We start from the raw sequence: 21,774 nt of genomic DNA on the forward strand, positions 1-21,774 counted from the left end.
GTCCTCACCGGCGGCGGCGCCGTCGTCCGCGACCGCTGCCGCCGCGTCGTCCGGCGGCCGAGGCCACCGACCCGTCCTCGGCGCCGGAGTCCTGGCCGTCCGAGTCGTCCTCATCGGAGTCGTCGTCGTCGTCGGAGTCGTCCTCGTCGGAGTCGTCGGAGTCGTCGTCGTCGTCGTCGTCCGAGTCGTCCTCGTCCGAGTCGTCGTCAGCCTCGTCGTCGTCAGCCTCGTCGTCGTCGAGGATCTCGTCCTCGTCCGCCTCCGCCGCGTCGCCGTCGACGACGGTGTCGTCGTCGTACTCGTCGTCCTCGGTCTCGTCGCGCTCACCGCTGGCGTCCTGCGCCGCGCGGTAGTCCGCGAGCCGGACCGACCACGGCACCCAGTCGGGCGCGAGCACCGAGCCCTCGCCCGGCAGCAGCTCGACCTCGAGGACGTTGACGTCCCCGGACTCGTCGATCCTCGACAGCGTCGCCGTCCAGAGCCAGCCCGGGTAGCCGCGCATCAGATTCGTGAACTGCAGCGAGACCACGTGCTCGCCCTGGGCGAGCGTCGCGACCAGGTCGCCGATCGTGTCGGCGGTCGTGATGTCGAGGAGCGCCTCGCGCGCTCGGTCCTCCGAGCCGGCGAGGACGGCGTCGAGCTCGTACACGGGCGCGGGCTCCAGCTCTCCGGCGGCCGCTGCGGACCCGGCGTCCGGGTCTCCTCCGTCGTCGGAGTCGGAGTCGGAGTCCTCGTCGGAGTCGTCCTCGTCGATCTCGTCGCTCCAGACCGCCGGCACGGGAGTGCGCGACGCCGGGACGCCGTCCTGCGAGTCCACGGGACCCTCGGTCGTGGCCTCGGACTCGGTGTCCGGAGTCTCGTCGGTCTCGGGCGAAGGATCGCCGGTCGTCTCGCCGGCGTCAGGCATCGAGCTCGTCCGCGACCCGGCGCAGCAGCGTCGCGATGGTGCGCCCGTGGGCCTTGTCGGGGTAGCGGCCGCGCTTGAGGCCGGTGCCGATGCCGTCGAGCAGCTTGACCGTGTCCTCGACGATCACGGACATGTCGTCGGCCGACTTGCGGCTGAGCTTGACCATGCTGGGCGGGGTGTCGATGATCCGGGCCGAGAGGGCCTGCGCACCGCGCTTGCCGTCGGCGATGCCGAACTCGAGGCGGGTGCCGGCCTTGACCGCGGTCCCGGAGGGCAGCGCGGAAGCGTGCAGGAAGACCTCCTGGCCGTCATCAGTGCTGATGAAGCCGAAGCCCTTCTCCTCGTCGTAGAACTTGACCTTGCCGGTAGGCATGCAGAACCCCTCCTGGAAATGAAGCAGCCATCAGTTTAGAGGACGGCACCCGCCCTATCCTTGACCCGTGAAGCCACAGCAGCCCGCGGGCATCGGACGCGCGGAGCGCGTGCTCGCCTACATGTTCGTCGCGATCATCGTCGTGACCGTCATCGCGTTCATCGCCGTCCTCGTCGCGCCGATGATGGGCGTCCGCGACTACAGCGGGAGCCTCTGGCAGTTCGTCCTCGCGCTGCCGCTCGTCGGCCTGCCGATCGCGTTCCTCATGATGATCGCGATGCTCGTGGTCGGCGTCCGCCGCCGCCGTTCCTCCTAGCGGAGACCTCTCCGGCCGTGCCGAGCCCTCGACGAGCAACCGGTCACACGACTCCCAGACTTCATCCAGGCCACGCGCAGATACTGTCCGCATGGACGGACCCCGCATTCTCATCGTCGACGACGAGCCCAACATCCGCGACCTGCTCACCACGAGCCTCCGCTTCGCCGGCTTCGCCGTGCGCGCGGTGGGCAACGGCGCCCAGGCGATCTCCGCAGTCCTCGAGGAGGAGCCGGACCTCATCATCCTCGACGTGATGCTGCCGGACATGAACGGCTTCGGCGTCACCAAGCGCCTGCGCTCGGCCGGCTACACCTCGCCGATCCTCTTCCTCACGGCGAAGGACGACACCGAGGACAAGATCACCGGTCTCACCGTCGGCGGCGACGACTACGTCACCAAGCCGTTCAGCCTCGACGAGATCGTGGCGCGCATCAAAGCGATCCTCCGCCGCACGATGCACGCCGAGGAGGACGCGGTCATCCGCGCCGGCGAGCTCACGATGGACCAGGACACGCACGAGGTCCTCGTCGGCGACGAGCCGGTCGAGCTGAGCCCGACCGAGTTCAAGCTGCTGCGCTACCTGATGCTCAACCCCAACCGGGTGCTCAGCAAGGCGCAGATCCTCGATCACGTCTGGGAGTACGACTTCAACGGCGATGCGGGCATCGTCGAGTCCTACATCTCCTACCTGCGACGTAAGCTCGACACGCATTCGGAGGAATCGCTCATCCAGACCAAGCGAGGATTCGGATACATGCTGAAGGTCGCGAAGGTCTGACCTCCGCCGCCCCGGCGCCGGCCCCGTGAGGGGGCGGGCGCCCGCACGATCTCGAGGGAGTTCCACCGCCATGCACCAGGGTCTGGCCGAGCGGTGGAACTCCATCTCGCTGCGCACGAAGATCACGGCCGTCACCGTCCTCCTGCTGACGCTCGGCCTGCTGGTCTCCGGCATCGGCACGATGACGATGCTGAAGCCGCAGCTGATCTCCCAGCTCGACGCGCAGCTCGCGGACAAGGTGCAGAAGGTGGCGACCGACCTGTCGGCACAGGGGGTCTCGCAGTTCTCCGAGTCCGACGACTACTACGGCGCCGTGTACGACTCCTCGGGGACGCTCGTCTACTCCAACGCTGCGCAGGGCACCGACCCCGCCTTCCCCTCGCGCTACACGATCGAGGAGGCCCTGAACGCCTCCAGCGAGCCGAACACGCTGATGAGCGTCAACGACCGGATCGAGTACCACGCCGTCTCGACGGTCTACTCCCGCGGGAACGACTACCAGACGCTGCTGCTCGCCACGTCGACCCGCGACATCGACAACATCATGACGATCTACCTGACGATCTTCCTCGGGTTCGGCGTCGCGATCGTCGTCATCGGCGCGATGCTGACGCGGCTGCTCGTCACCACCACGTTCGCTCCCCTGCGCCAGGTCGAGCAGACCGCCGCCGCCATCGCCGACGGCGACTTCAGCCAGCGCCTGGACGGCACCACGCCGAACACCGAGGTCGGCCGCCTCAACCGCTCGCTCAACGCGATGCTGGTGCGCATCGACAGCGCTTTCCGCGATCGCGCCCGCACCATCGACCAGATGCGCCGCTTCGTCGGCGACGCGAGCCACGAGCTGCGCACCCCCCTCGTCTCCGTCCGCGGCTACGCCGAGCTCTACCGGATGGGCGCGCTGCAGACGCCCGAGGCGGTCGGCCAGGCGATGGAGCGCATCGAGAAGGAGGCGATCCGGATGGGCGGACTCGTGGAGGACCTCCTCGAGCTCGCCCGCCTCGACGAGACCAAGCCGCTCGCCCTCTCCCCCGTCGACCTGATGCCGCTCGCCCGCGACGCCGCCATGGACGCGATGGCCTCCTGGCCGGACCGCGACTTCGGCGTCGAGACCCGCGACGACACCCCCGTCGAGACGCCCGCGCTCGAGATGGACGAGCCGTCCGGCACCGCGACGCAGACCATGGAGGTTCCGGCCGCCGCCGGGCTCACCGGCCCGATCGCGGCCGCCGGCGCACGCCTGGCGCGCTTCCGCCGCCGCCCGCGCCGTGTCCCGGCTGAGGACCTCGCGGCGGGCACTGCCCCCGAGCCCGAGCAGGTCGGCGTCCCGGCGCTCGTGATGGCGGAGGAGAACAAGATCCGCCAGGTGCTGACCAACCTGATCGGCAACGCCGTCCGCTACACCCCCGAGGACACCCCGATCGAGGTCGGCGTCGCCGTCGACCGCGCGCGGAGGCTGGCGTTCCTCGAGGTCATCGACCACGGCGAGGGCATTCCGCCGCAGATCCGGGAGAAGATCTTCCAGCGCTTCTGGCGTGCCGACACCTCGCGCACCCGCGAGACCGGCGGCAGCGGCCTGGGGCTCGCGATCGTCTCCTCCATCGTCGCGGCGCACAAGGGCCGTGTCGACGTCGTCGAGACTCCCGGCGGCGGCGCCACCTTCCGGGTCGCCCTGCCTCTCCTCACCGTCGACCCGGACGGCGATCCGTCCCCAGCTGCGGCCTGACGGCCCGCGCGGCCGACGCGGTCCGCCCTAGGTTCTCTCCCACGCGCCGAACGGCGCGGACAAGTGAGAGGACCTGACATGACCCACTTCCAGACCGACATCGAGGCGATCAGCACCGCGAGCGGCTCGATCCACGGCTCCGCGGACCGCATCCGCGCCGAGGTGGCCGGCATGCTCGGCCTGCTCACCGGCCTCGAGAGCTCGTGGACGGGGCAGGCCTCGACCGCGTTCCAGGGGGTGGTCGGCCTCTGGCGGACCACGCAGGGGCAGGTCGACGACGGGCTCGAGTCGATCGCGCTCGCCCTGGGGGCGGCGGGGCAGCAGTACGCGGAGACCGAGGAGGCCAACGCGCGCCTGTTCGCGTTCTGACCCGCCGGCGGCGTCCTCGACCGACTGCGGGCCGAGGACGCCGCCCGGGAACGCCGAAGGCGGCTCCCCCGGAGGGGAACCGCCTTCTGCGTCGTTCGGGTCGGACTAGAAGTCCATGCCACCCGTGGGGTCTCCGCCTGCGGCGACGGGGTTCCGCTCGGGCTTGTCGGCGACGACGGCCTCCGTGGTGAGGAACAGACCGGCGATCGAGGCGGCGTTCTGCAGAGCGGAGCGCGTGACCTTGACCGGGTCGATGATGCCGGCGGCGATCAGGTCGACGTACTCGCCGGTCGCGGCGTTGAGGCCGTGTCCGGTGGGCAGCTCGCGGACCTTGGCGGCGACGACGCCCGGCTCGAGACCGGCGTTCAGCGCGATCTGCTTGAGCGGCGCGTCGATGGCGACCTTGACGATGTTCGCACCGGTCGCCTCGTCTCCGACGAGCTCGAGCTTCTCGAAGGCGAGCTTGCCGGCCTGGATGAGGGCGACGCCACCACCGGCGACGATGCCCTCCTCGACGGCGGCCTTCGCGTTGCGGACGGCGTCCTCGATGCGGTGCTTGCGCTCCTTGAGCTCGACCTCGGTCGCAGCTCCGGCCTTGATGACCGCGACGCCACCGGCGAGCTTCGCGAGGCGCTCCTGGAGCTTCTCGCGGTCGTAGTCGCTGTCGGTGTTCTCGATCTCGCCGCGGATCTGCGCGACGCGACCGGCGATGGCCTCGGCGTCGCCGGCACCCTCGACGATCGTGGTCTCGTCCTTGGTGATGACGACCTTGCGGGCCGAGCCGAGCAGGTCGAGGGTGACGTTCTCGAGCTTGAGGCCGACCTCCTCGGAGATGACCTGGCCGCCGGTGAGGATCGCGATGTCCTGGAGCTGCGCCTTGCGACGGTCGCCGAAGCCGGGGGCCTTGACGGCGACCGACTTGAAGATGCCGCGGATCTTGTTGACGACCAGGGTCGCCAGCGCCTCGCCGTCGACGTCCTCGGCGATGATCAGCAGCTGCTTGCCCGCCTGGATCACCTTGTCGACGACGGGGAGGAGGTCCTTGATGTTCGAGACCTTGGAATTGACGATCAGGATGTACGGGTCCTCGAACACGGCCTCCTGGCGGTCGGGGTCCGTGACGAAGTACTGCGACAGGTAGCCCTTGTCGAAGCGCATGCCCTCGGTCAGCTCGAGCTCGGTGCCGAAGGTGTTCGACTCCTCGACGGTGACGACGCCCTCCTTGCCGACCTTGTCGATCGCCTCGGCGATGATCGCGCCGATCTCGGGGTCCGCAGCGGAGATGGAGGCCGTGGCCGCGATCTCCTCCTTGGTCTCGATCGCCTTGGCACCGGCGACGAGCTCGGCGGTGACGGCCTTGACGGCCTTCTCGATGCCCTTCTTCAGGCTGATCGGGTCGGCGCCGGCCGCGACGTTGCGCAGGCCCTCGCGGACGAGCGCCTGGGCGAGGACGGTCGCGGTGGTGGTGCCGTCGCCGGCGACGTCGTCGGTCTTCTTGGCGACCTCCTTGACGAGCTCGGCGCCGATCTTCTCGTACGGCTCGTCGAGCTCGATCTCCTTGGCGATCGAGACGCCGTCGTTCGTGATGGTGGGGGCGCCCCACTTCTTCTCGAGCACGACGTTGCGGCCGCGCGGGCCGAGGGTCACCTTGACCGCATCGGCCAGGGTGTTGAGTCCACGCTCGAGGCCGCGGCGGGCTTCTTCGTCAAAAGCAATGATCTTGGCCATGTGTGTTCTTCGTCCCTCCCGGACGTCAGGGGAATTCCGTCGTTGGCACTCGACTGGAGCGAGTGCCAACAGCGATTCTGGCACTCACCCGGGAGGAGTGCAAGTGACGTCGGCGCCTGGCGCAACGCGAGGAGCCGCCGTCCGCACGAGGCGGAGGACGGCTCCAGGCAGGGCGGGGGCCTCAGACCACGCGCACCGATTCGGCCTGCGGACCCTTGGACCCGGTGCCGACCTCGAACGCGACGTGCTGGCCCTCTTCGAGGACCTTGTATCCCGACATGTCGATGGCGGAGTAGTGGACGAACACGTCCTGTCCGCCGCCGTCGACCGTGATGAAGCCGTAGCCCTTCTCAGAGTTGAACCACTTGACGGTTCCGTTCGCCATCTCTCACTCCCAAAGTGCTGTGCTGCCTGCGACACGAGCGATGCGCAGGTGCCTGACTAGGGAGCATAAGCCAGCGTTTCGGCCCGGAATGGGGCGGAAAGCGCCCGGGGGAAAGAGTTGTCCGGGATTCAACATGAATTAAACGTGCCGGAAACAGAGCGCCCCCGGAGAGCGGCTCGACGACCGTGTTCCGGGGGTGCTCGCGGCCTCTCGCTACGGCGTCGGGTAGTCCGAGCCGAGCACGACGACGACGGCGCCGGTCTCGACGAAGTCCGCGGTCAGGACGATCGTCCCGACGCCGAGCGACTGGACGACGCCGAGCGCCGCTCCCTCGAGTCGCGGGTCGGTGTAGTAGACGGTGGTGGCCGCCTCGTCCTCGGTGTTCGCGTTCGCGACCGTGGGCACGCTCCAGCCCGCAGCGGCCAGCGCCTCCCCGGCGTTCGCGGCGAGGCCCGCCGTCGCCGTTCCGTTCAGGACCGCGAGCGCGAGGGTCGGGTCGACGGTCGGCGTCACCGCCGGGGTCGCCTCCGTCTCGGCGATGCCGGTGGGCGGTGTGAAGACGTCGTTGAACTGCACCCGGTTGTCGATCACCAGCAGTCCGATGAACCCGAGCAGCACGATCACTCCGGTCGCCAGCGCCGCCCAGGCCAGGGCGACGGCCCGGGCGTGCGGGGCGGGCGGGCGACGGTGGGCGCCGACGCGGCCCTCGGTGGCCGGGATCTCGTCGAAGCGGTCCTTCGGAGCGGTGGTGGTCATCGTCGGTACGGCCGGCCTTCCGTCAGTGGGCCCGAGCAGCTCGTCTACTCGGGGCGCCCGAGGCGGCGCGCGGCGCGGGCGCCGGCGCGCCCGTCGCGGATGCGCTGCAGCCGCTTGACGAGCATCGGGTCGTGCGCGAGGGCGGCCGGTGAGGCCAGAACCGCGCTGAGCACCTGATAGTAGCGGGCGACCGAGAGGCCGAACCTCTCGCGGATCGCGTCGTCCTTGTCCCCGGCGCGGACCGTCCACTCACCCTCGAACTCGAGGACGCGGCGGTCCCGCTCGGACAGGACGGCGCCCGTGCTGCGCTCGACGTCCGTGGCCCTGCTCATCCCTCCACAGTAGGGAGGGACGGCTCGGCGGCGGCTGAGGCGCTCCGGTACATGCCGATGTGCGGGATGCCCGCCTCGTCGAACTCGTCGCCGAACGGCTCGAAGCCCGACCGCGCGTAGAGACCCGAGATGTACGACTGCGCGTGGAGCAGGAGCGGCTCGTCCCCGTGGCGATCCAGGACCGCGCTCACCAGCCGGTGCGCGAGGCCCTCGCCCCGCCGGTCGGCCCGGGTCACCACCCGCCCGATCACCCGGTGGGCGTCGCGGTGCTCGGGCCGCTCGTCCCGGAGGGTGCGGAGGTAGGCGGCCGTGCCGCGCTCGTCGGCGATCCACCAGTGCCGCGTCGTCGGCTCCAGATCGCGGCCGTCGAGCTCCTCGTCGTCGACCCGCTGCTCGCGCAGGAACACGTCGGTCCGCAGCCGCGCGAACGCGTAGACCTCCTCGGTCGTGAGTTCGCTCCACGCCTTCGAGATCACGGAATTCAGCTGCACGGCGGAGAGTTTACGAGAGGACAGGGGGAGCGCCCTCCCCCGTACACTGACCAGGATTCCTAGGGAGACCCATGTCGTCGTATTCCGTCAACAAGACCGACGCCGAGTGGCGCGAGGAGCTCGACCGCGAGCAGTACTCGGTGCTGCGCCAGGCCGCCACCGAGCGCCCGTGGACCGGCGAGCTGCTCGACGAGCACCGCGAGGGGCTCTACACCTGCGCGGCGTGCCACGCCGAGCTGTTCAAGAGCGGCACCAAGTTCGACTCCGGCTGCGGCTGGCCGAGCTTCTACGAGTCCATCCGCCCCGACGCGGTGCAGCTCATCGAGGACAGCACCCTCGGCATGGTCCGCACCGAGGTCCGCTGCGCCAACTGCGGCTCGCACCTGGGCCACGTCTTCCCGGACGGCTTCGGCACGCCCACGGGAGACCGCTACTGCATGAACTCGATCGCGATGAACTTCACGACCGAGGGCGAGTGACCGTGTCCGCGACTCCCGTGCTCGAGGCCGTCCTGGCCCGGCGCTCCCGCTCGAAGGTGACCGCGGAGGCGCCGGGGCACGAGGAGATCGCGGCGTACGTCTCGGCCGCCTCGCGGCTCGCCGACCACAGCTCGCTGCGGCCCTGGCGGGTCATCGAGATCCGCGGGGCGGCGCGCGACCGCATCGGGCGCAGCTTCGCCGCCGCGTCCGGCGACAAGAAGGACGCGCGCAAGCACATCGAGAAGACGCACCGCGCCTCCCTCCTCCTCGCGGTCGTCGTGAGCGTGAAGAAGTCGAAGGTGCCCGCCTGGGAGCAGGAGGCCGTCGCCTCGGGCGTCGCGCACCTGCTCAGCCTGCTGCTCGACGAGGCCGGGTGGGGCGTCTTCTGGCGCACCGGCTCGTACACCCGCGCCAAGGCCGTGCGGAAGGCGCACCGCCTGGAGAAGGGCGAGGAGCTCCTCGGCTGGCTGTACGTCGGCCGGCCCGACGGCAAGATCGGCGGGCCGAAGCGGCCGACGCCGGCCGAGCGGCACCTGAGCATCCTCGAGCCGTGATCCGCCCGCGCGGGCCGGAGCCGAGGCGGCTTCCGGCCCCGCGATAGGGTGGCCCGGTGCGGTGACGCACCTGCCGACGTGGCGCAATTGGTAGCGCACCCGACTTGTAATCGGGCGGTTACGGGTTCAAGTCCCGTCGTCGGCTCCGAGGCGGCCTCGTGAGCAGCCGATCGACCACCCGCTCCCCCGCGACCCCCTGCTGCTTCAGGCCGTCCGGCGGCAGTCCGGCGTACGGCAGTCTCCGCAGCCTCCGCGTGATCGGCTTCTCGACCCAGCGGTGGATGACGATCCCGGCGACCAGCGAGACGGCGATCGTGCCCGCGGCGGAGAGCACTCCCGATCGCAGGCCGATCAGTGCCAGGACGGCGGGCACGACCGGCCCGATCAGGGGGTGGAAGAGGTACAGGCTGTAGGACGCCTCGCCCAGGGCGAGCAGCGGTCGCCGGAGGACGCGGTTCGCGCCACGACGCGATGCGAGTCGCCGGAAGAGCGGTTCGGCCAGGACCACCGCGACGAACGCGGCGGTGACGATCCCCTTCCGGAAGAGCGCGTCGCGCTCCCAGGAGATCCCCTCCGGCGCGAGAGCCGCGACGACGGTGAACACGGCGGCGGCGCCCAGCGCGAGGAGCAGGCCGCGGCGCGCGCGCGGGAGCCCGGCGATCCTGCCGATCGCCATGCCGACCGCGAAGTACAGGACGAGCGGGTCGAAGTAGACCGCCCAGGCCGGCCAGTCCTCGGCGGGGCGGAGGAGATGGCCGGACGCGACGACGAGCACGACCGTCGACGCGAACACGAGGACGTTCCGCCGCAGGAGCAGCCCGAGAGTGAAGACCGCGTAGAAGGCCGTCTCGTAGGTGAGGGTCCACCCGACGCCGAGGAGCGGCTCCACAGCGCCATCGGGGTTGCGCGCGGGCAGGAAGAGGTAGGACGCGACTCCCGACCACGGGGTGAGGGCGGCGTGCAGCACTGCCCCGGGCAGGACGAGGATCGACGCGATCTTGAGGGTCGTGGCGATCCAGTACAGCGGGACGATCCGGATCACGCGGCGGACGGCGAAGAACCGCCAGCCGCCCCGCACCTCGAAGGGACCCGCGGTGACCGCCATCACAAAGCCGGAGACGACGAAGAAGACGTCGACGCCCGCGGCGCCCCCGTTCCAGACGGTGATCGAGTCGTCGAGGCGCTCGTGCGCGTAGAACGTGGCGTGCGTGAGGACGACCAGGAGAGCCGCGACGAAGCGCAGGGCCTGGACGCCCTCGAAGATCGGTGTCCTGGCGGTCGTCGGCGTGACGATCGGCGGCGTGGTCATGGCTGCCCCCCGGTGAGAACGGGTGAGCCTATCCACGAGAGCAAGCGGCCGACGCGGAGGCGCGGAACCGGCTGTCGCGCGATCGCGGGCCGTCCTCCTCCCCGCAGCGCCTGCCCCCTGTGGCGAACGGGCTCAGGCCTCCCGAGGAGCACGACGAAGGGCCCCGGTCTCCCGGGGCCCTTCGTGTGTTCCGACCCGTCTCAGCGGGCTCGCGGTCTAGCCCGCGGCGGGCGTCGGGGTCGGCGTGGCCGAGGAGTAGGTGTCGGCGGCGGCCGAGAGCACGAAGGAGCTGAAGGCGTCCGCGTCGGTCAGCGAGCCGGTGTAGGCCTCGCCGTTGACGAGGACCGTCGGGGTGCCCGAGACGGACGCGACCTCGGTGCCCGGCAGCGGGCCGGAGGTGGCGCGCTCGGTGGCCGCGCGCACCCAGCTGACGAAGGACTGGTCGTCGATGCAGGAGTTCACCGCGGCGGTGTCCTCGACGCCCGCGTCGGCGGCGGCCTGCTTGAGCTGGTCGTCGGAGAGGCCGTCGGTGCCCTCCGCCGGCTGCTCGGCGAACAGCGCCGCGTTGAAGTCGAAGAAGGAGTCGGGCGACCGGTCGGCGACGCAGGCCGCGGCGTTGGCCGCGCGCTCCGAGTACTTGGTGCCGTTCGAGCGGGTGGTCAGGATGGCGATCGGGTGGATCTCGACCGTCGCGGCACCGCTGGTGACCCACTCCTTGATCTGGTCGCCGTTGGTCTGCTCGAACTGGCCGCAGTAGGGGCAGAGGTAGTCGAGGTAGACCCGGATGTCGACGGTGCCCGTGGAGGTGTCGAGCACGCTCGGGGTCGGGGTGCCGTCGGCCGGGATCGCCGGGGTGGTCGAGGCGACCAGACCCTCGGTGACGAGGACGCCGTCGCTCGCCATGTTGGCGGGGCCGGGGCCGGCCGGGCGGATGCTCGAGGTGACGGCGAAGACGACGACCGCGACGATGGCGATCACCACGATCGCGAGACCGCCCTGCAGGGCGAAGCGGCTGACGCGATCGCGGCGCTTCTGCTGCTCGCGGAGTCGGCGGGCCTTCTCGCGGGCGGCCTCTCGACGCTGGTTCTTCGAGAGACGGTCGTTGGCTCCGCCGATGGTCATGACAAGAACGCTCCGAATGAGAGAGGAAGAAGTGCCGCCGGGCTGCGACTCGCCGGAATCCTACGCGCGAGCCCTGGGAAACCTCCAAACGACGGATACCGCCGGGTCCCGGCGCCCGCCGTCGGACCGCGGCTCCCCCCGTCCGGTGGCGCGTGGCATACTGTGACGGTTGGTCGGAGTCGCCCACGCGACGACGACCGTCACTTCCATTCACTCGGATCGTCCGGCACGTACCTGCCGGTGAAGGAGCAAGAACAATGGCGTCCGTAACCTATGACAACGCGTCCCGCGTCTACCCCGGGGCCACGCGTGCCTCGGTCGACAAGCTGAACCTCGAGGTCGGAGACGGCGAGTTCCTCGTCCTCGTCGGCCCCTCCGGCTGCGGCAAGTCCACCTCCCTGCGCATGCTCGCCGGCCTCGAAGAGGTCAACGAGGGCCGCATCCTGATCGGCGACCGCAACGTCACGGACGTTCCGCCGAAGGACCGCGACATCGCGATGGTCTTCCAGAACTACGCGCTCTACCCGCACATGTCGGTCGCCGAGAACATGGGCTTCGCGCTCAAGATCGCCGGCATCAACAAGGACGAGCGCGCCGCGCGGGTCCTCGAGGCCGCGAAGATGCTCGACCTCGAGCCCTACCTCAACCGCAAGCCGAAGGCCCTTTCGGGTGGCCAGCGTCAGCGCGTCGCGATGGGTCGCGCCATCGTCCGCAAGCCGCAGGTGTTCCTCATGGACGAGCCGCTGTCGAACCTCGACGCCAAGCTCCGCGTCCAGACCCGCACGCAGATCGGCACGCTCCAGCGCCGCCTGGGCATCACCACCGTCTACGTCACCCACGACCAGACCGAAGCGCTCACCATGGGCGACCGCATCGCGGTCCTCAAGGACGGACTGCTCCAGCAGGTCGGCACGCCCCGCGACCTCTACGAGAACCCGAACAACGTCTTCGTGGCCGGCTTCATCGGCTCGCCCGCGATGAACCTGTTCCACGCGGACGTCACCGACGGCGGCGTCAAGTTCGGCGACACGGTCCTCCCGATCGCCCGCGAGGCGCTCGCGAAGACCACCCAGAAGGTCGTCACGCTCGGCGTGCGCCCCGAGGACGTCACCGTCTCGACCCAGCCCGGCGGCCTGCCGATCGAGGTCGACCTGATCGAGGAGCTCGGCTCGGACGGCTACCTCTACGGCCACACCGAGGTCGAGGGTCGCCGCACCGACATCGTCGCGCGCGTCGACGGCCGCGTGCACCCGACCGCGGGCGACCGCGTCTACGTGACCGCGAACCACCGCGTGCACATCTTCGACGGCGAGTCGGGACTGCGCCTCTCCTAGGCTCCGCCCCCGCGCACACGCTGCCGCCGTCTCCTCCGAGGCGGCGGCAGCGTTCGTCCGGGCCCCTCCACCGTCCGACTCCCGACACGAACGGCGCGCCATGTCCGGCTCCCTCAACATCACCTCGGCCACGGTCGACCCCGCCCTCCTCGACCTGCCGTGGAACCTGCGGCTGAACGACTGGCCCGACGAGTACATCGCCGCGCTGCCCAAGGGCATCTCGCGGCACACGGTCCGCTTCGCGCACCTCTCCGGCCACGTCGTCGCCGTGAAGGAGACGACGGCGGAGATGTCGCGGCGCGAGTACGAGATGCTCAAGACCCTGCAGCGGCTCGACGTCCCGTGCGTCGTGCCGGGCGCCGTGATCACGAACCGCACCGACGACGAGGGCGACGAGCTGCCCGCCGTGCTGGTCACCCGGCACCTCAAGTTCTCGCTCCCCTACCGCGCGCTGTTCTCGCAGACGCTGCGTCCCGACACGGCCACGCGCCTCGTCGACGCACTGGCGCTGCTGCTGGTGCGCCTGCACGTCATCGGCTTCTTCTGGGGCGACGTCTCGCTCTCGAACACGCTGTTCCGGCGCGACGCGGGCGCCTTCGCGGCGTACCTCGTGGACGCGGAGACCGGGCAGCTCTACTCGGGCGGGCTCTCCAACGGCCAGCGCGAGAACGACCTCGAGATCGCCCGGGTCAACATCGCCGGCGAGCTGCTGGACCTCGAGGCGGGCGGCCGCGTCGACGACGACCTCGACCCGATCACGGTGTCCGACGGCATCGTCGCGGCCTACCGCAGTCTCTGGAAGGAGCTGACCGGGGCGGAGTCGTTCTCGACCTCCGAGCGCTGGCGCATCAACGACCGGGTGAACCGGCTCAACGAGCTGGGCTTCGACATCGAGGAGCTCGCGATCAAGACCGACGAGGCGGGCTCCACTGTGCGGATCCAGCCGAAGGTCGTCGACGCGGGCCACCACCAGCGCCGCCTGCTGCGGCTGACCGGGCTGGACGCGCAGGAGAACCAGGCGCGCCGCCTGCTGAACGACCTCGACTCCTACACCGCCACCTACGACAAGCAGGGGCTGGACGAGGAGATGGTCGCCCACGAGTGGCTCGCGCAGGTGTTCGAGCCGGTCATCCGCTCGATCCCGCGCGACCTGAAGGGGCGGCTGGAGCCGGCGGAGATGTTCCACCAGCTGCTCGAGCACCGCTGGTTCATGTCGCAGCAGCAGGCGCGCGACGTGCCGCTGGCCGAGGCGGTCACCGCCTACGTGAACGACATCCTGCGGCACCGCCGCGACGAGGCGACGATCATCGCCCCGCCGACCGAGGCGATCACCCTGCCGAACCTCGTCATCGACGGCGCCGGCGACGCCGAGCTGACCGACGAGGACGCCGACGTCGACTGGATGAAGAACGTCTGACCCGGCACGCCGAAGGGCTCGTGCGGATCCCGGATCCGGCACGAGCCCTTCGTCGTCTGCGGTGCGTGCTGTCGCGGATCTCGATACGCCCGCTCCGCGGCCTACTCGATCAGCATGAAGCGCCCCCTGCTGGCGATGACCGATCAGCATGCGCCCCCGCTCGCCGAAGGCGGCGCCCCTTCGGCCGTCGTTCGCCGCGGGCGGCACCCCTTCATGGTGGTCGAGTAGCCGTGCAGCGGCGTATCGAGACCCACCGTCACCAGCAGTCCGGCCTGCAGCCTCGACTGCGGACGCGGGCGGATCTCGATACGCCCGCTCCGCGGCCTACTCGATCAGCATGAAGCGCCCCCTGGCCGGCGATGACCGATCAGCATGCGCCCCCGCTCGCCGAAGACAGCGCCCCGCGGCCACTGCTCGCCGAAGGCGGCGCCCCTCAGCCCCCGCTCGCCGAAGGCGGCGCCCCTCAGCCCCCGCTCGCCGAAGGCGGCGCCCCCTGCCTCCCCCGGCGTCAGCGCGGGTGCCGGCGCGGTGAGCTGCAAGGCGGAGGAGGAAGCGATACCGGCGGTATCGCGCCCGACGACAACGCCGCAGATCGCCGTGCCGGCGCCCGCGCGATACCGGCGGTATCGCGCCCGACGACAACGCCGCAGATCGCCGTGCCGGCGCCCGCGCTGCCTGTGCTACTCGGAGGCGGCGCGGAGTTTGGAGATCTCGTAGAGCGCGACCGACGCCGCGATGCCGGCGTTGAGCGATTCGGTGGCGGCGCTGATCGGGATGGAGACGACGGCGTCGCACTGCTCGGTGACGAGGCGGGAGAGGCCCTTGCCCTCGCTGCCGACGACGACGAGCAGTGGGCGGTCGGCGAGCTCGAGGCCGGGGAGCATGGTGTCTCCGTCGCCGTCGAGGCCGATGACGAAGACGCCGTCGCGCTTGTAGTCCTTGATCATCGCGGTGAGGTTGGACGCCATCGCGACGGGCACGCGCGCGGCGGCTCCGGCCGAGGTCTTCCAGGCGGCGGAGTTCAGGCCGACCGAGCGGCGCTGCGGGACGATGACGCCCTGCCCGCCGAAGGCGGCGACGGAGCGGATGATCGCGCCGAGGTTGCGCGGGTCGGTGATGCCGTCGAGCGCGACGAACAGCGGGACGACGCCGCGGGAGACGCTGCGCTCGAGCAGGTCGCTCGGGTGCGCGTACTCGTACGGGGGGACCTTGAGCACGAGGCCCTGGTGCACGGAGTCCGGGCCGGCGAGGCGGTCGAGCTCCGGGCGCATGACCTCGAGGACGGGGATGCCGCGGGCGGTGGCGAGCTTGAGCGCCTCCTTGACCCGGTCGTCCATCTCGATGCGCGTCGCGAGGTAGAGCGTCGTCGCGGGGATCTTGGCGCGCAGCACCTCGAGGACCGAGTTGCGGCCGGTGACCATCTCGGACTCGTCGCCGCTCTTGGGCTTCCGCGACGGGGCCGGACGGCCCTGGCCGCGGGCCGCGCCGTTCAGCGCCGCTCCGGGTCGGCCCTTGCCGCCGGCGGCGACGAAGCGCTCGCGCGCCAGCTTCGCCTTGCCCGCGGGGTGGTACGGCCGGTCCTCGGCCTTGGGTGTGGGCTTCTTGCCCTCGAGGGCCTGACGGCCCTGACCGCCGGAACCGACGGCCTTGCCCTTGCTCTTCTTGCGGACCGCTCCTGGGCGGCCGGGCTTATTCGCCATCGAGACTCCAATGCGCACCCGTCTGGGTGTCTTCGATCGTGATTCCCGCAGCAGCGAGATCGGTTCGGATGCGGTCGGCGGCCGCCCAGTCGCGCTGCTCGCGCGCGGTCTGCCGCTCGGCGACCAGGCGGTCGACGAGCACGGTGAGGGCCCGGTAGGTGGGCTCGTCGTCGGAGCGCGCCCACTCGGGGGCCTCCGGGTCGATCCCGAGGACCGAGGCCATGGCGAGGACCTGGGTGCGCAGCGCGGACACCGTGCCGAGGTCCTCCGCGTCGAGGGCGGCGTTGCCGGCCCGCACGGTCTCGTGCAGGACGCCGATGGCCTGCGGGACCGAGAGGTCGTCGTCCATCGCCTCGGCGAACTCGTCGGGCACGACCGGCTCGCCGACGGCGGCGAAGCGGGTGCCCTCGAGGCGCCGACGGGAGCGGTCGAGGAAGCCCTCGATCCTCTCGAGCGCCGCCTCGGCCTCCTCGAGCGCACCGTCGTGGAACTCGAGCGTCGAGCGGTAGTGCGCGGAGCCGAGGTAGTAGCGGACGACCAGCGGACGGGCGGAGTCGAGCAGCTCGGAGGCGAAGACGGAGTTGCCGAGCGACTTGCTCATCTTCTGCCCGGTGACCGAGACGAGCCCGTTGTGCAGCCAGTAGCTGGCGAAGGCGTGGCCCGCGGCGCTCGACTGGGCGAGCTCGTTCTCGTGGTGCGGGAAGCGCAGGTCGAGCCCGCCGCCGTGGATGTCGAACTGGGTGCCGAGGTACTTGGTCGACATGGCGGAGCACTCGATGTGCCAGCCGGGCCGGCCCCTCCCCCAGGGCGAGGCCCAGGAGGCGGACTCGGGCTCGTCGGGCTTCATGCCCTTCCACAGCGCGAAATCGTGCGGGTCGCGCTTGCCGCGCGGGTCGGCGTCGGTCGCCGCCTCCATGCTCTCGAGGCGCTGGTGCGTGAGCGCGCCGTAGTCGGGCCAGGAGCGGGTGTCGAAGTAGACGTCGCCGGAGTCGTCCGGAGCGGGGTAGGCGTGGCCCAGCTCGATCAGGCGCTGCACGAGCGCGACCATCTCGGCGATGCTCGCCGTCGCGCGCGGCTCGTAGGTGGGCGGCAGGATGCCGAGCGCGGAGTAGGCGGCGGTGAACTCGAGCTCGACCCGGTAGGCGAGCGCCCACCACTGCTCCGAGGGCTCGCCCTCCCCGGCCGCGCGGCGGGCCTGCTCGGCGATCGCGAGGATCTTGTCGTCGATGTCGGTGACGTTGCGGACGAGGGTGACCCGGTAGCCGCGGTAGGCCAGCCAGCGGCGCAGCTGGTCGTAGACCAGGGCGGAGCGCAGGTGCCCGATGTGCGGCGACGACTGCACCGTGGGTCCGCAGACGTACATCCCGACCTCGTTCTCGCGGAGGGGGACGAAGTCGACGAGGGCCTGGGCCTTCGAGTCGTGCAGTCGCAGAGTCACGCCGCGAGTTTACCGGGCGGGGCGGGCGCGGCCGGGCGGCGGGCTGGCGCGGTCGATCAGTGCGCGGATCCGGGAGTGGGGAGGACGAGTGCCGTGGCCGTCGCGGCGACCCCCTCCCCGCGACCGGTGAAGCCGAGCGCGTCCGAGGTCGTCGCGGCGACGCTGACCGGGGCGCCGAGGAGCGCGGACAGCAGCTGCTGGGCCTCGTCCCGCCGCGGGGAGAACTTCGGGCGGTTGCCGATCAGCTGGACCGAGACGTTGCCGATTGTGAAGCCGGCCGCCTCGACGAGCTCGCGGGTGGCGCGGAGGAAGACCTCGCCGTGCGCATCCTGGAACCGCGGGTCGTCCGTGCCGAAGCGGGAGCCGATGTCGCCGAGGTTCGCCGCGGCGAGCAGCGCGTCGCAGATCGCGTGCGCGACGGGGTCGCCGTCGCTGTGCCCGGAGAGTCCGCGCTCCCCCGGCCAGTGCAGTCCGGCGAGCCAGAGCGGCGACGCGTCGTCGAAGGCGTGCACGTCGGTGCCGATGCCGACGCGCGGCACCGCGGACGATAGCGGCGGCGCGAGCAGCTGCTCCGCGCGGGCGAGGTCCCAGGGCGTGGTGATCTTGAAGGCGAGCGGATCGCCGGGGACGACGACGGAGCCGCGGCCGTGAGCGGCGAGGAGGGCGGCGTCGTCGGTGAACTCCCGGCCGGCGGCCGCGTAGGCCTCGTCGAGCAGGCGGCGGGGGAAGCCCTGCGGCGTCTGCACGGCGGCGAGCTGCGAGCGGTCGACCGTGTCGAGGATCGCCGCGTCGGCACCGACGAGCTTGATGGTGTCGGTGACGGGCAGGCCCGGGATCGCGCCGCCGCCGGTCGAGCGGACGGCGGCGAGCACCCGCTCGAACTGCGCGACGGGCGTGAGGGCCCGGGCGGCGTCGTGCACGAGGACGGTGGCGACTCCCGGGTGCAGCAGGGTGAGTCCGCGGGCGACGGACTCCTGGCGGGTCGATCCGCCGGCGGTGACGAGGACCTCGACGGCGGACCCGGCGGCGCGGCGGCAGAGCTCGACGGTCGCGTCGACGAGGGACTCCGGTGCCACCACGACCACCTGGACCGGCTCGGCGAGGGTGAGCACCGTGCGGAGGCTGCGCTCGAGGATCGTGACGCCGGCGCACTCGACGTAGGCCTTGGGCAGCTCGCGCCCGAGGCGGGTGCCGCTGCCGGCGGCGACGATCACGACGGCCGCGGTCGGCGCCGATCCGGAGACGGTGTTCAACGGGACGTCCTTTCGCCGCCGGTCACAGTAGCAGCGGGCGGGAGGAGGGGGCAGCCCGGCCGGGACGCCGACGAGGCTGCGCTAGTCTTTTTCCGGCTCCTGCACCTCGATTCCGCCCTGTCCGGGGCGGGCGGAGCCGATGATCTGGAGGAACCCGTGAAGGCGCGCATCGCTGCATCCGTCGTTCTCGCGGTCGGCGTCACGTTCGCCACCGCCGGCTGCAACCTGGTCGCCCCGCAGGCGACGCGGGCCATCTACGACCCGAGCGACGGAGTGGGTGCGACGATCGGCGATCTCGCCATCCGCAACGCGATGATCATCTCCGAGGACGGCGAGACCGGCACGCTGGTCGTGTCCCTGGTCAACGACACCGACGAGACGGTGAGCGTCGAGGTGCAGTACGAGGCGAGCACCGGCCGCACCAGCGACACGGTGGACGCTGTCCCCGGTCGCACGGAGGTCCGCCCGGGCAGCACCGAGTCGGTCACCATGGAGGGCCTCGACACGATCCCCGGCAGTCTGTTCCCCGTGTACTTCCAGTACGGCTCGGAGGAGGGCGAGGAGCTGCTCGTCCCGATCCTGACGAACGCCCTCGAGGCCTACGCGACGCTGACCCCGGCCCCGTCGGCCACGCCGACCCTCACGCCCACGCCGGACCCGGCGCAGACGGCGCTGCCCACCCCGACCGTGCAGCCCGGCGTCGACGCCCCGGCGGAGTAGCACCCGCTCCCGCGAAGGGCCGTCCACCTCGGTGGGCGGCCCTTCGTCGTGCGACCAGATGCTGATCGAGTAGCCCGCGCAGCGGGCCCACTTGCTGATCGAGTAGCCCGCTGCGCGGGCGTATCGAGATCCACCGGCATCAGAAGCCCGGTCCGCAGACTCCGCGCCCCGGCGACGGCGGGTCTCGATACGCCCCTGCGGGGCTACTCGACCAGCATGTTCCACCGCACCCGGCGACGACGCCGCAGACGCCCCCGCCAGGCCCCGCGATCTCAGGCGTCGAAGCGGTAGCCGAGGCCGCGGACGGTCACCAGGAGCACCGGCTCCTTGGGCGTCTTCTCGATCTTGGAGCGGATGCGCTTGACGTGGACGTCGAGGGTCTTGGTGTCGCCGAAGTAGTCGCTGCCCCAGACGCGGTCGATCAGCTGGCCACGGGTGAGGACGCGGCCGGCGTTGCGGAGCAGCATCTCGAGGAGCTCGAACTCCTTGAGAGGCATCGGGGTCTCGACGCCGTCGACCTCGACGGTGTGGCGCTCGATGTCCATGCGGACGGGGCCGGCGACGACGATGCGCTCCTCCCCCGGGTCCTCGGTGCGGCGGCGGAGGACGGCGCGGATGCGGGCGAGCAGCTCGCGGGTCGAGTACGGCTTGGTGACGTAGTCGTCGGCGCCGAGCTCGAGCCCGACGACGATGTCCACCTCGGAGTCCTTCGCGGTGACCATGATGATCGGGATCGCGGAGCGGGTGCGGATCTCGCGGCACACCTCGGTGCCGGGCATGCCGGGGAGCATGAGGTCGAGCAGGATCAGGTCGTACTCGCCCTCGTCGAAGGCGGCGACGGCGCGCAGGCCGTCCTCGGCGACGGTGACGTCGTAGCCCTCGCGTTCGAGCAGGTAGCTGAGCGGCTCGCTGAGGGCGCTCTCGTCCTCGACGAGCAGGATGCTGGTCACGCGGTGTCTCCTATCGGGGCGGCGGACGCGAAGGGCGTCCTGGCCGGGTCTACTTCGGGGAGTCGGATGGTGAAGGTGCTGCCGCGGCCCGGCTTGGACCAGACCCGGACGTCGCCGCCGTGGTTCTGCACGGCGTGCTTGACGATGCTGAGGCCGAGCCCGGTGCCGCCGGTGTGGCGGGAGCGGGCCTGGTCGACGCGGTAGAAGCGCTCGAAGACGCGGTCGAGGTCCTCCTCGGGGATGCCGATGCCCTGGTCGGTGACGGCGATCTCGACGACGCCGCCGGTCGAGCGGACGCCGATCCCGACGCGGGAGCCGGGCGGGGAGTACTGGATGGCGTTGGCCAGCAGATTGTGCAGCGCCGAGACGAGCATCTTCTCCTGGCCGGCGACGTACGCCTTCTTCATCCCGCCCTTGACGAGGGTGACGTCGTGCGACTCCGCCATCACGTGCGTCGTCTCGAGCGCGGCGACCACGATGTCGTCGACGCGGACGACCTCGGCGGAGCCTGCGACGTCCGCCGACTGCAGGCGGGAGAGCTCGATGATCTCGCGGGTGATCTTCGCGAGGCGGTGCGACTCCTGGGTGAGGCGGTGCGCGAACCGGCGGACCTGCTTCGGGTCGTCGGCGGCGGAGTCGAGGGCCTCGGCGAGCAGGCCGACCGCGCCGATCGGCGTCTTCAGCTCGTGCGAGATGTTGGCGACGAAGTCGCGGCGCACCGCCTCCAGCCGGCGGGCCTCGGTGTGGTCCTCGGCGAGGACGAGGACGAAGCGGGAGCCGAGCCGCGTGGCGTGCACGACGAGGGTGACCGCGGCGTCCGAGAGCGGGCTCGTCGCCAGCTCCAGGTCCTGCTCGATGTCGTCGCCGAAGCGGCGCACCCGGTCGACGATCGCGACGAGGTCCGGGTGAAGGAGCGTGTCCTGGGAGACGAGGCCGAGCGAGATCGCGCGGGCGGACGCCTTCAGCACGTTGTGGGAGGGGTCGGTCACGAACGCGGGAGCGCCGACGGCGTCGATGATCGCGCCGATGCCCTCGGGCAGGCCGACGGTGACGACCTCCGCAGCGATCCGGCCCTGGCGCGCGGCGAGGGTGACGACACTGGTGAGGACGATCCCGATGACGATGCCGAGAACGAGCGACAGCACGACGATCAGGCCCGGATCCACGCTCCCAGGCTATCCATCCACCGCGCGTCTCCCTACCGGATGCCCGGCGACGGGTCGCGGGTCGAGTACTGTTCAAACGCTCGGCACCGTTCGTTAACCTGCCGTGGTCATCATGGCTGCGCCTGCGCCGGACTGGTGCAGTCGCAGCGCCGTGCGCGGCGCGGATCG

23 protein-coding genes and 1 tRNA gene are annotated in these 21,774 nt (G+C 71.1%); 10 read left to right on the forward strand and 14 right to left on the reverse strand.

From position 1 onward, the window contains the following. Positions 1-4 precede the first annotated feature (4 nt). Together MT353_RS02935 and MT353_RS02940 are read right to left on the reverse strand one after the other, a co-directional pair. Positions 5-907, reverse strand: coding sequence for a DUF3027 domain-containing protein (locus tag MT353_RS02935; protein WP_243623579.1), 903 nt, complete (start codon positions 905-907; stop codon positions 5-7). Then, complete coding sequence (locus MT353_RS02940; RefSeq protein ID WP_123445172.1) at positions 900-1,280, reverse strand: cold-shock protein; 381 nt, start codon at positions 1,278-1,280, stop codon at positions 900-902. The genes MT353_RS02935 and MT353_RS02940 overlap by 8 nt, the downstream gene beginning before the upstream one ends. A gap of 67 nt (positions 1,281-1,347) precedes the next feature. Here MT353_RS02940 and MT353_RS02945 point away from each other — a divergent pair, with 67 nt between their 5' ends. The 4 genes from MT353_RS02945 (at position 1,348) to MT353_RS02960 (ending at position 4,472) form a co-directional block, all read left to right on the forward strand. Further along, positions 1,348-1,596, forward strand: a complete 249-nt coding sequence (locus MT353_RS02945) for a hypothetical protein (protein WP_243582849.1) — start codon at positions 1,348-1,350, stop codon at positions 1,594-1,596. A gap of 91 nt (positions 1,597-1,687) precedes the next feature. Continuing rightward, positions 1,688-2,377 carry a response regulator transcription factor gene (locus tag MT353_RS02950; protein WP_085475163.1) on the forward strand — a complete coding sequence of 230 codons (690 nt, stop codon included), beginning with the start codon at positions 1,688-1,690 and terminating at the stop codon, positions 2,375-2,377. Positions 2,378-2,447: 70 nt separating this feature from the next. Further along, complete coding sequence (locus MT353_RS02955; RefSeq protein WP_243598742.1) at positions 2,448-4,103, forward strand: cell wall metabolism sensor histidine kinase WalK; 1,656 nt, start codon at positions 2,448-2,450, stop codon at positions 4,101-4,103. A gap of 78 nt (positions 4,104-4,181) precedes the next feature. Then, on the forward strand, positions 4,182-4,472 hold the full coding sequence (locus MT353_RS02960) for a WXG100 family type VII secretion target (protein WP_123735107.1): 291 nt from the start codon (positions 4,182-4,184) through the stop codon (positions 4,470-4,472). Positions 4,473-4,577: 105 nt separating this feature from the next. On the opposite strand, the gene groL is transcribed toward MT353_RS02960, so the two are convergent. The 5 genes from groL to MT353_RS02985 all read right to left on the reverse strand — a co-directional run bounded on the left by groL (position 4,578) and on the right by MT353_RS02985 (position 8,164). Then, positions 4,578-6,200, reverse strand: coding sequence for a chaperonin GroEL (groL, locus tag MT353_RS02965; protein ID WP_123445169.1), 1,623 nt, complete (start codon positions 6,198-6,200; stop codon positions 4,578-4,580). A 181-nt stretch (positions 6,201-6,381) separates the two neighbouring features. After that, complete coding sequence (locus tag MT353_RS02970; protein ID WP_123445168.1) at positions 6,382-6,585, reverse strand: cold-shock protein; 204 nt, start codon at positions 6,583-6,585, stop codon at positions 6,382-6,384. Between the two features lie 213 nt (positions 6,586-6,798). Continuing rightward, positions 6,799-7,341 carry a LytR C-terminal domain-containing protein gene (locus MT353_RS02975; RefSeq protein ID WP_243623580.1) on the reverse strand — a complete coding sequence of 181 codons (543 nt, stop codon included), beginning with the start codon at positions 7,339-7,341 and terminating at the stop codon, positions 6,799-6,801. Positions 7,342-7,385: 44 nt separating this feature from the next. After that, the gene (locus tag MT353_RS02980; protein ID WP_243623581.1) at positions 7,386-7,673 is read right to left on the reverse strand and encodes a DUF3263 domain-containing protein; all 288 of its coding nucleotides are present in this window, start codon (positions 7,671-7,673) and stop codon (positions 7,386-7,388) included. After that, the gene (locus tag MT353_RS02985; protein ID WP_243623582.1) at positions 7,670-8,164 is read right to left on the reverse strand and encodes a GNAT family N-acetyltransferase; all 495 of its coding nucleotides are present in this window, start codon (positions 8,162-8,164) and stop codon (positions 7,670-7,672) included. The genes MT353_RS02980 and MT353_RS02985 overlap by 4 nt, the downstream gene beginning before the upstream one ends. A 71-nt stretch (positions 8,165-8,235) precedes the next feature. Between MT353_RS02985 and msrB the strand changes: the two genes are divergently transcribed. From msrB to MT353_RS03000, 3 genes are all read left to right on the forward strand, one after another. Beyond that, complete coding sequence (gene msrB / locus MT353_RS02990; protein ID WP_123445164.1) at positions 8,236-8,643, forward strand: peptide-methionine (R)-S-oxide reductase MsrB; 408 nt, start codon at positions 8,236-8,238, stop codon at positions 8,641-8,643. Then, entirely contained in the window at positions 8,640-9,197 is a 558-nt protein-coding gene (locus MT353_RS02995; RefSeq protein WP_123733794.1) for a nitroreductase family protein, read from the forward strand. Before msrB ends, MT353_RS02995 begins: the two co-directional genes overlap by 4 nt. A gap of 72 nt (positions 9,198-9,269) precedes the next feature. Further along, positions 9,270-9,342, forward strand: a tRNA-Thr gene (locus MT353_RS03000). Here MT353_RS03000 and MT353_RS03005 read toward each other — a convergent pair. Then, positions 9,316-10,506, reverse strand: coding sequence for an acyltransferase (locus tag MT353_RS03005; protein WP_243623583.1), 1,191 nt, complete (start codon positions 10,504-10,506; stop codon positions 9,316-9,318). The two genes, MT353_RS03000 and MT353_RS03005, sit on opposite strands and share 27 nt — an antisense overlap. Positions 10,507-10,722: 216 nt before the next feature. Next, positions 10,723-11,628 (reverse strand): thioredoxin domain-containing protein, encoded by a 906-nt coding sequence (locus MT353_RS03010; protein WP_123445161.1) that lies wholly within the window; start codon positions 11,626-11,628, stop codon positions 10,723-10,725. A 257-nt stretch (positions 11,629-11,885) separates the two neighbouring features. Here MT353_RS03010 and MT353_RS03015 point away from each other — a divergent pair, with 257 nt between their 5' ends. Both MT353_RS03015 and MT353_RS03020 read left to right on the forward strand, forming a co-directional pair. Continuing rightward, positions 11,886-12,962 (forward strand): ABC transporter ATP-binding protein, encoded by a 1,077-nt coding sequence (locus MT353_RS03015; RefSeq protein WP_123702257.1) that lies wholly within the window; start codon positions 11,886-11,888, stop codon positions 12,960-12,962. A gap of 100 nt (positions 12,963-13,062) precedes the next feature. Further along, entirely contained in the window at positions 13,063-14,379 is a 1,317-nt protein-coding gene (locus MT353_RS03020; RefSeq protein ID WP_123445159.1) for a DUF4032 domain-containing protein, read from the forward strand. Positions 14,380-15,059: 680 nt separating this feature from the next. Here the strand turns inward: MT353_RS03020 and rlmB are convergent. From rlmB to ispD, 3 genes are read right to left on the reverse strand one after another with little or no spacing between them, the layout of a single operon-like run. Next, on the reverse strand, positions 15,060-16,079 hold the full coding sequence (gene rlmB, locus MT353_RS03025; protein ID WP_127885979.1) for a 23S rRNA (guanosine(2251)-2'-O)-methyltransferase RlmB: 1,020 nt from the start codon (positions 16,077-16,079) through the stop codon (positions 15,060-15,062). Further along, the gene (cysS, locus tag MT353_RS03030) at positions 16,069-17,517 is read right to left on the reverse strand and encodes a cysteine--tRNA ligase (protein WP_123445157.1); all 1,449 of its coding nucleotides are present in this window, start codon (positions 17,515-17,517) and stop codon (positions 16,069-16,071) included. Before cysS ends, rlmB begins: the two co-directional genes overlap by 11 nt. 56 nt (positions 17,518-17,573) lie before the next feature. Next, on the reverse strand, positions 17,574-18,770 hold the full coding sequence (gene ispD / locus MT353_RS03035; RefSeq protein ID WP_243623584.1) for a 2-C-methyl-D-erythritol 4-phosphate cytidylyltransferase: 1,197 nt from the start codon (positions 18,768-18,770) through the stop codon (positions 17,574-17,576). Positions 18,771-18,926: 156 nt separating this feature from the next. Here ispD and MT353_RS03040 point away from each other — a divergent pair, with 156 nt between their 5' ends. Then, positions 18,927-19,490 carry a DNA modification methylase gene (locus MT353_RS03040; protein ID WP_243623585.1) on the forward strand — a complete coding sequence of 188 codons (564 nt, stop codon included), beginning with the start codon at positions 18,927-18,929 and terminating at the stop codon, positions 19,488-19,490. A 272-nt stretch (positions 19,491-19,762) separates the two neighbouring features. Here the strand turns inward: MT353_RS03040 and MT353_RS03045 are convergent, their stop codons facing one another. Both MT353_RS03045 and MT353_RS03050 read right to left on the reverse strand, forming a co-directional pair. Then, entirely contained in the window at positions 19,763-20,440 is a 678-nt protein-coding gene (locus MT353_RS03045; protein WP_123445154.1) for a response regulator transcription factor, read from the reverse strand. Then, positions 20,437-21,606, reverse strand: coding sequence for a cell wall metabolism sensor histidine kinase WalK (locus MT353_RS03050; RefSeq protein ID WP_123445153.1), 1,170 nt, complete (start codon positions 21,604-21,606; stop codon positions 20,437-20,439). Before MT353_RS03050 ends, MT353_RS03045 begins: the two co-directional genes overlap by 4 nt. Positions 21,607-21,774 lie beyond the last annotated feature (168 nt).

This window comes from Rathayibacter sp. VKM Ac-2927, from assembly GCF_022815525.1.
Classification (GTDB): domain Bacteria; phylum Actinomycetota; class Actinomycetes; order Actinomycetales; family Microbacteriaceae; genus Rathayibacter; species Rathayibacter festucae.

Bases quoted from the DNA above. Each gene is read 5' to 3' on its own strand.
- MT353_RS02935 (WP_243623579.1), bottom strand. From the start codon at position 907: ATGCCTGACGCCGGCGAGACGACCGGCGATCCTTCGCCCGAGACCGAC.
- MT353_RS02940 (WP_123445172.1), bottom strand. From the start codon at position 1,280: ATGCCTACCGGCAAGGTCAAGTTCTACGACGAGGAGAAGGGCTTCGGC.
- MT353_RS02950 (WP_085475163.1), top strand. From the start codon at position 1,688: ATGGACGGACCCCGCATTCTCATCGTCGACGACGAGCCCAACATCCGC.
- MT353_RS02955 (WP_243598742.1), top strand. From the start codon at position 2,448: ATGCACCAGGGTCTGGCCGAGCGGTGGAACTCCATCTCGCTGCGCACG.
- MT353_RS02960 (WP_123735107.1), top strand. From the start codon at position 4,182: ATGACCCACTTCCAGACCGACATCGAGGCGATCAGCACCGCGAGCGGC.
- groL (WP_123445169.1), bottom strand. From the start codon at position 6,200: ATGGCCAAGATCATTGCTTTTGACGAAGAAGCCCGCCGCGGCCTCGAG.
- MT353_RS02970 (WP_123445168.1), bottom strand. From the start codon at position 6,585: ATGGCGAACGGAACCGTCAAGTGGTTCAACTCTGAGAAGGGCTACGGC.
- MT353_RS02975 (WP_243623580.1), bottom strand. From the start codon at position 7,341: ATGACCACCACCGCTCCGAAGGACCGCTTCGACGAGATCCCGGCCACC.
- MT353_RS02980 (WP_243623581.1), bottom strand. From the start codon at position 7,673: ATGAGCAGGGCCACGGACGTCGAGCGCAGCACGGGCGCCGTCCTGTCC.
- msrB (WP_123445164.1), top strand. From the start codon at position 8,236: ATGTCGTCGTATTCCGTCAACAAGACCGACGCCGAGTGGCGCGAGGAG.
- MT353_RS03005 (WP_243623583.1), bottom strand. From the start codon at position 10,506: ATGACCACGCCGCCGATCGTCACGCCGACGACCGCCAGGACACCGATC.
- MT353_RS03010 (WP_123445161.1), bottom strand. From the start codon at position 11,628: ATGACCATCGGCGGAGCCAACGACCGTCTCTCGAAGAACCAGCGTCGA.
- MT353_RS03015 (WP_123702257.1), top strand. From the start codon at position 11,886: ATGGCGTCCGTAACCTATGACAACGCGTCCCGCGTCTACCCCGGGGCC.
- MT353_RS03020 (WP_123445159.1), top strand. From the start codon at position 13,063: ATGTCCGGCTCCCTCAACATCACCTCGGCCACGGTCGACCCCGCCCTC.
- rlmB (WP_127885979.1), bottom strand. From the start codon at position 16,079: ATGGCGAATAAGCCCGGCCGCCCAGGAGCGGTCCGCAAGAAGAGCAAG.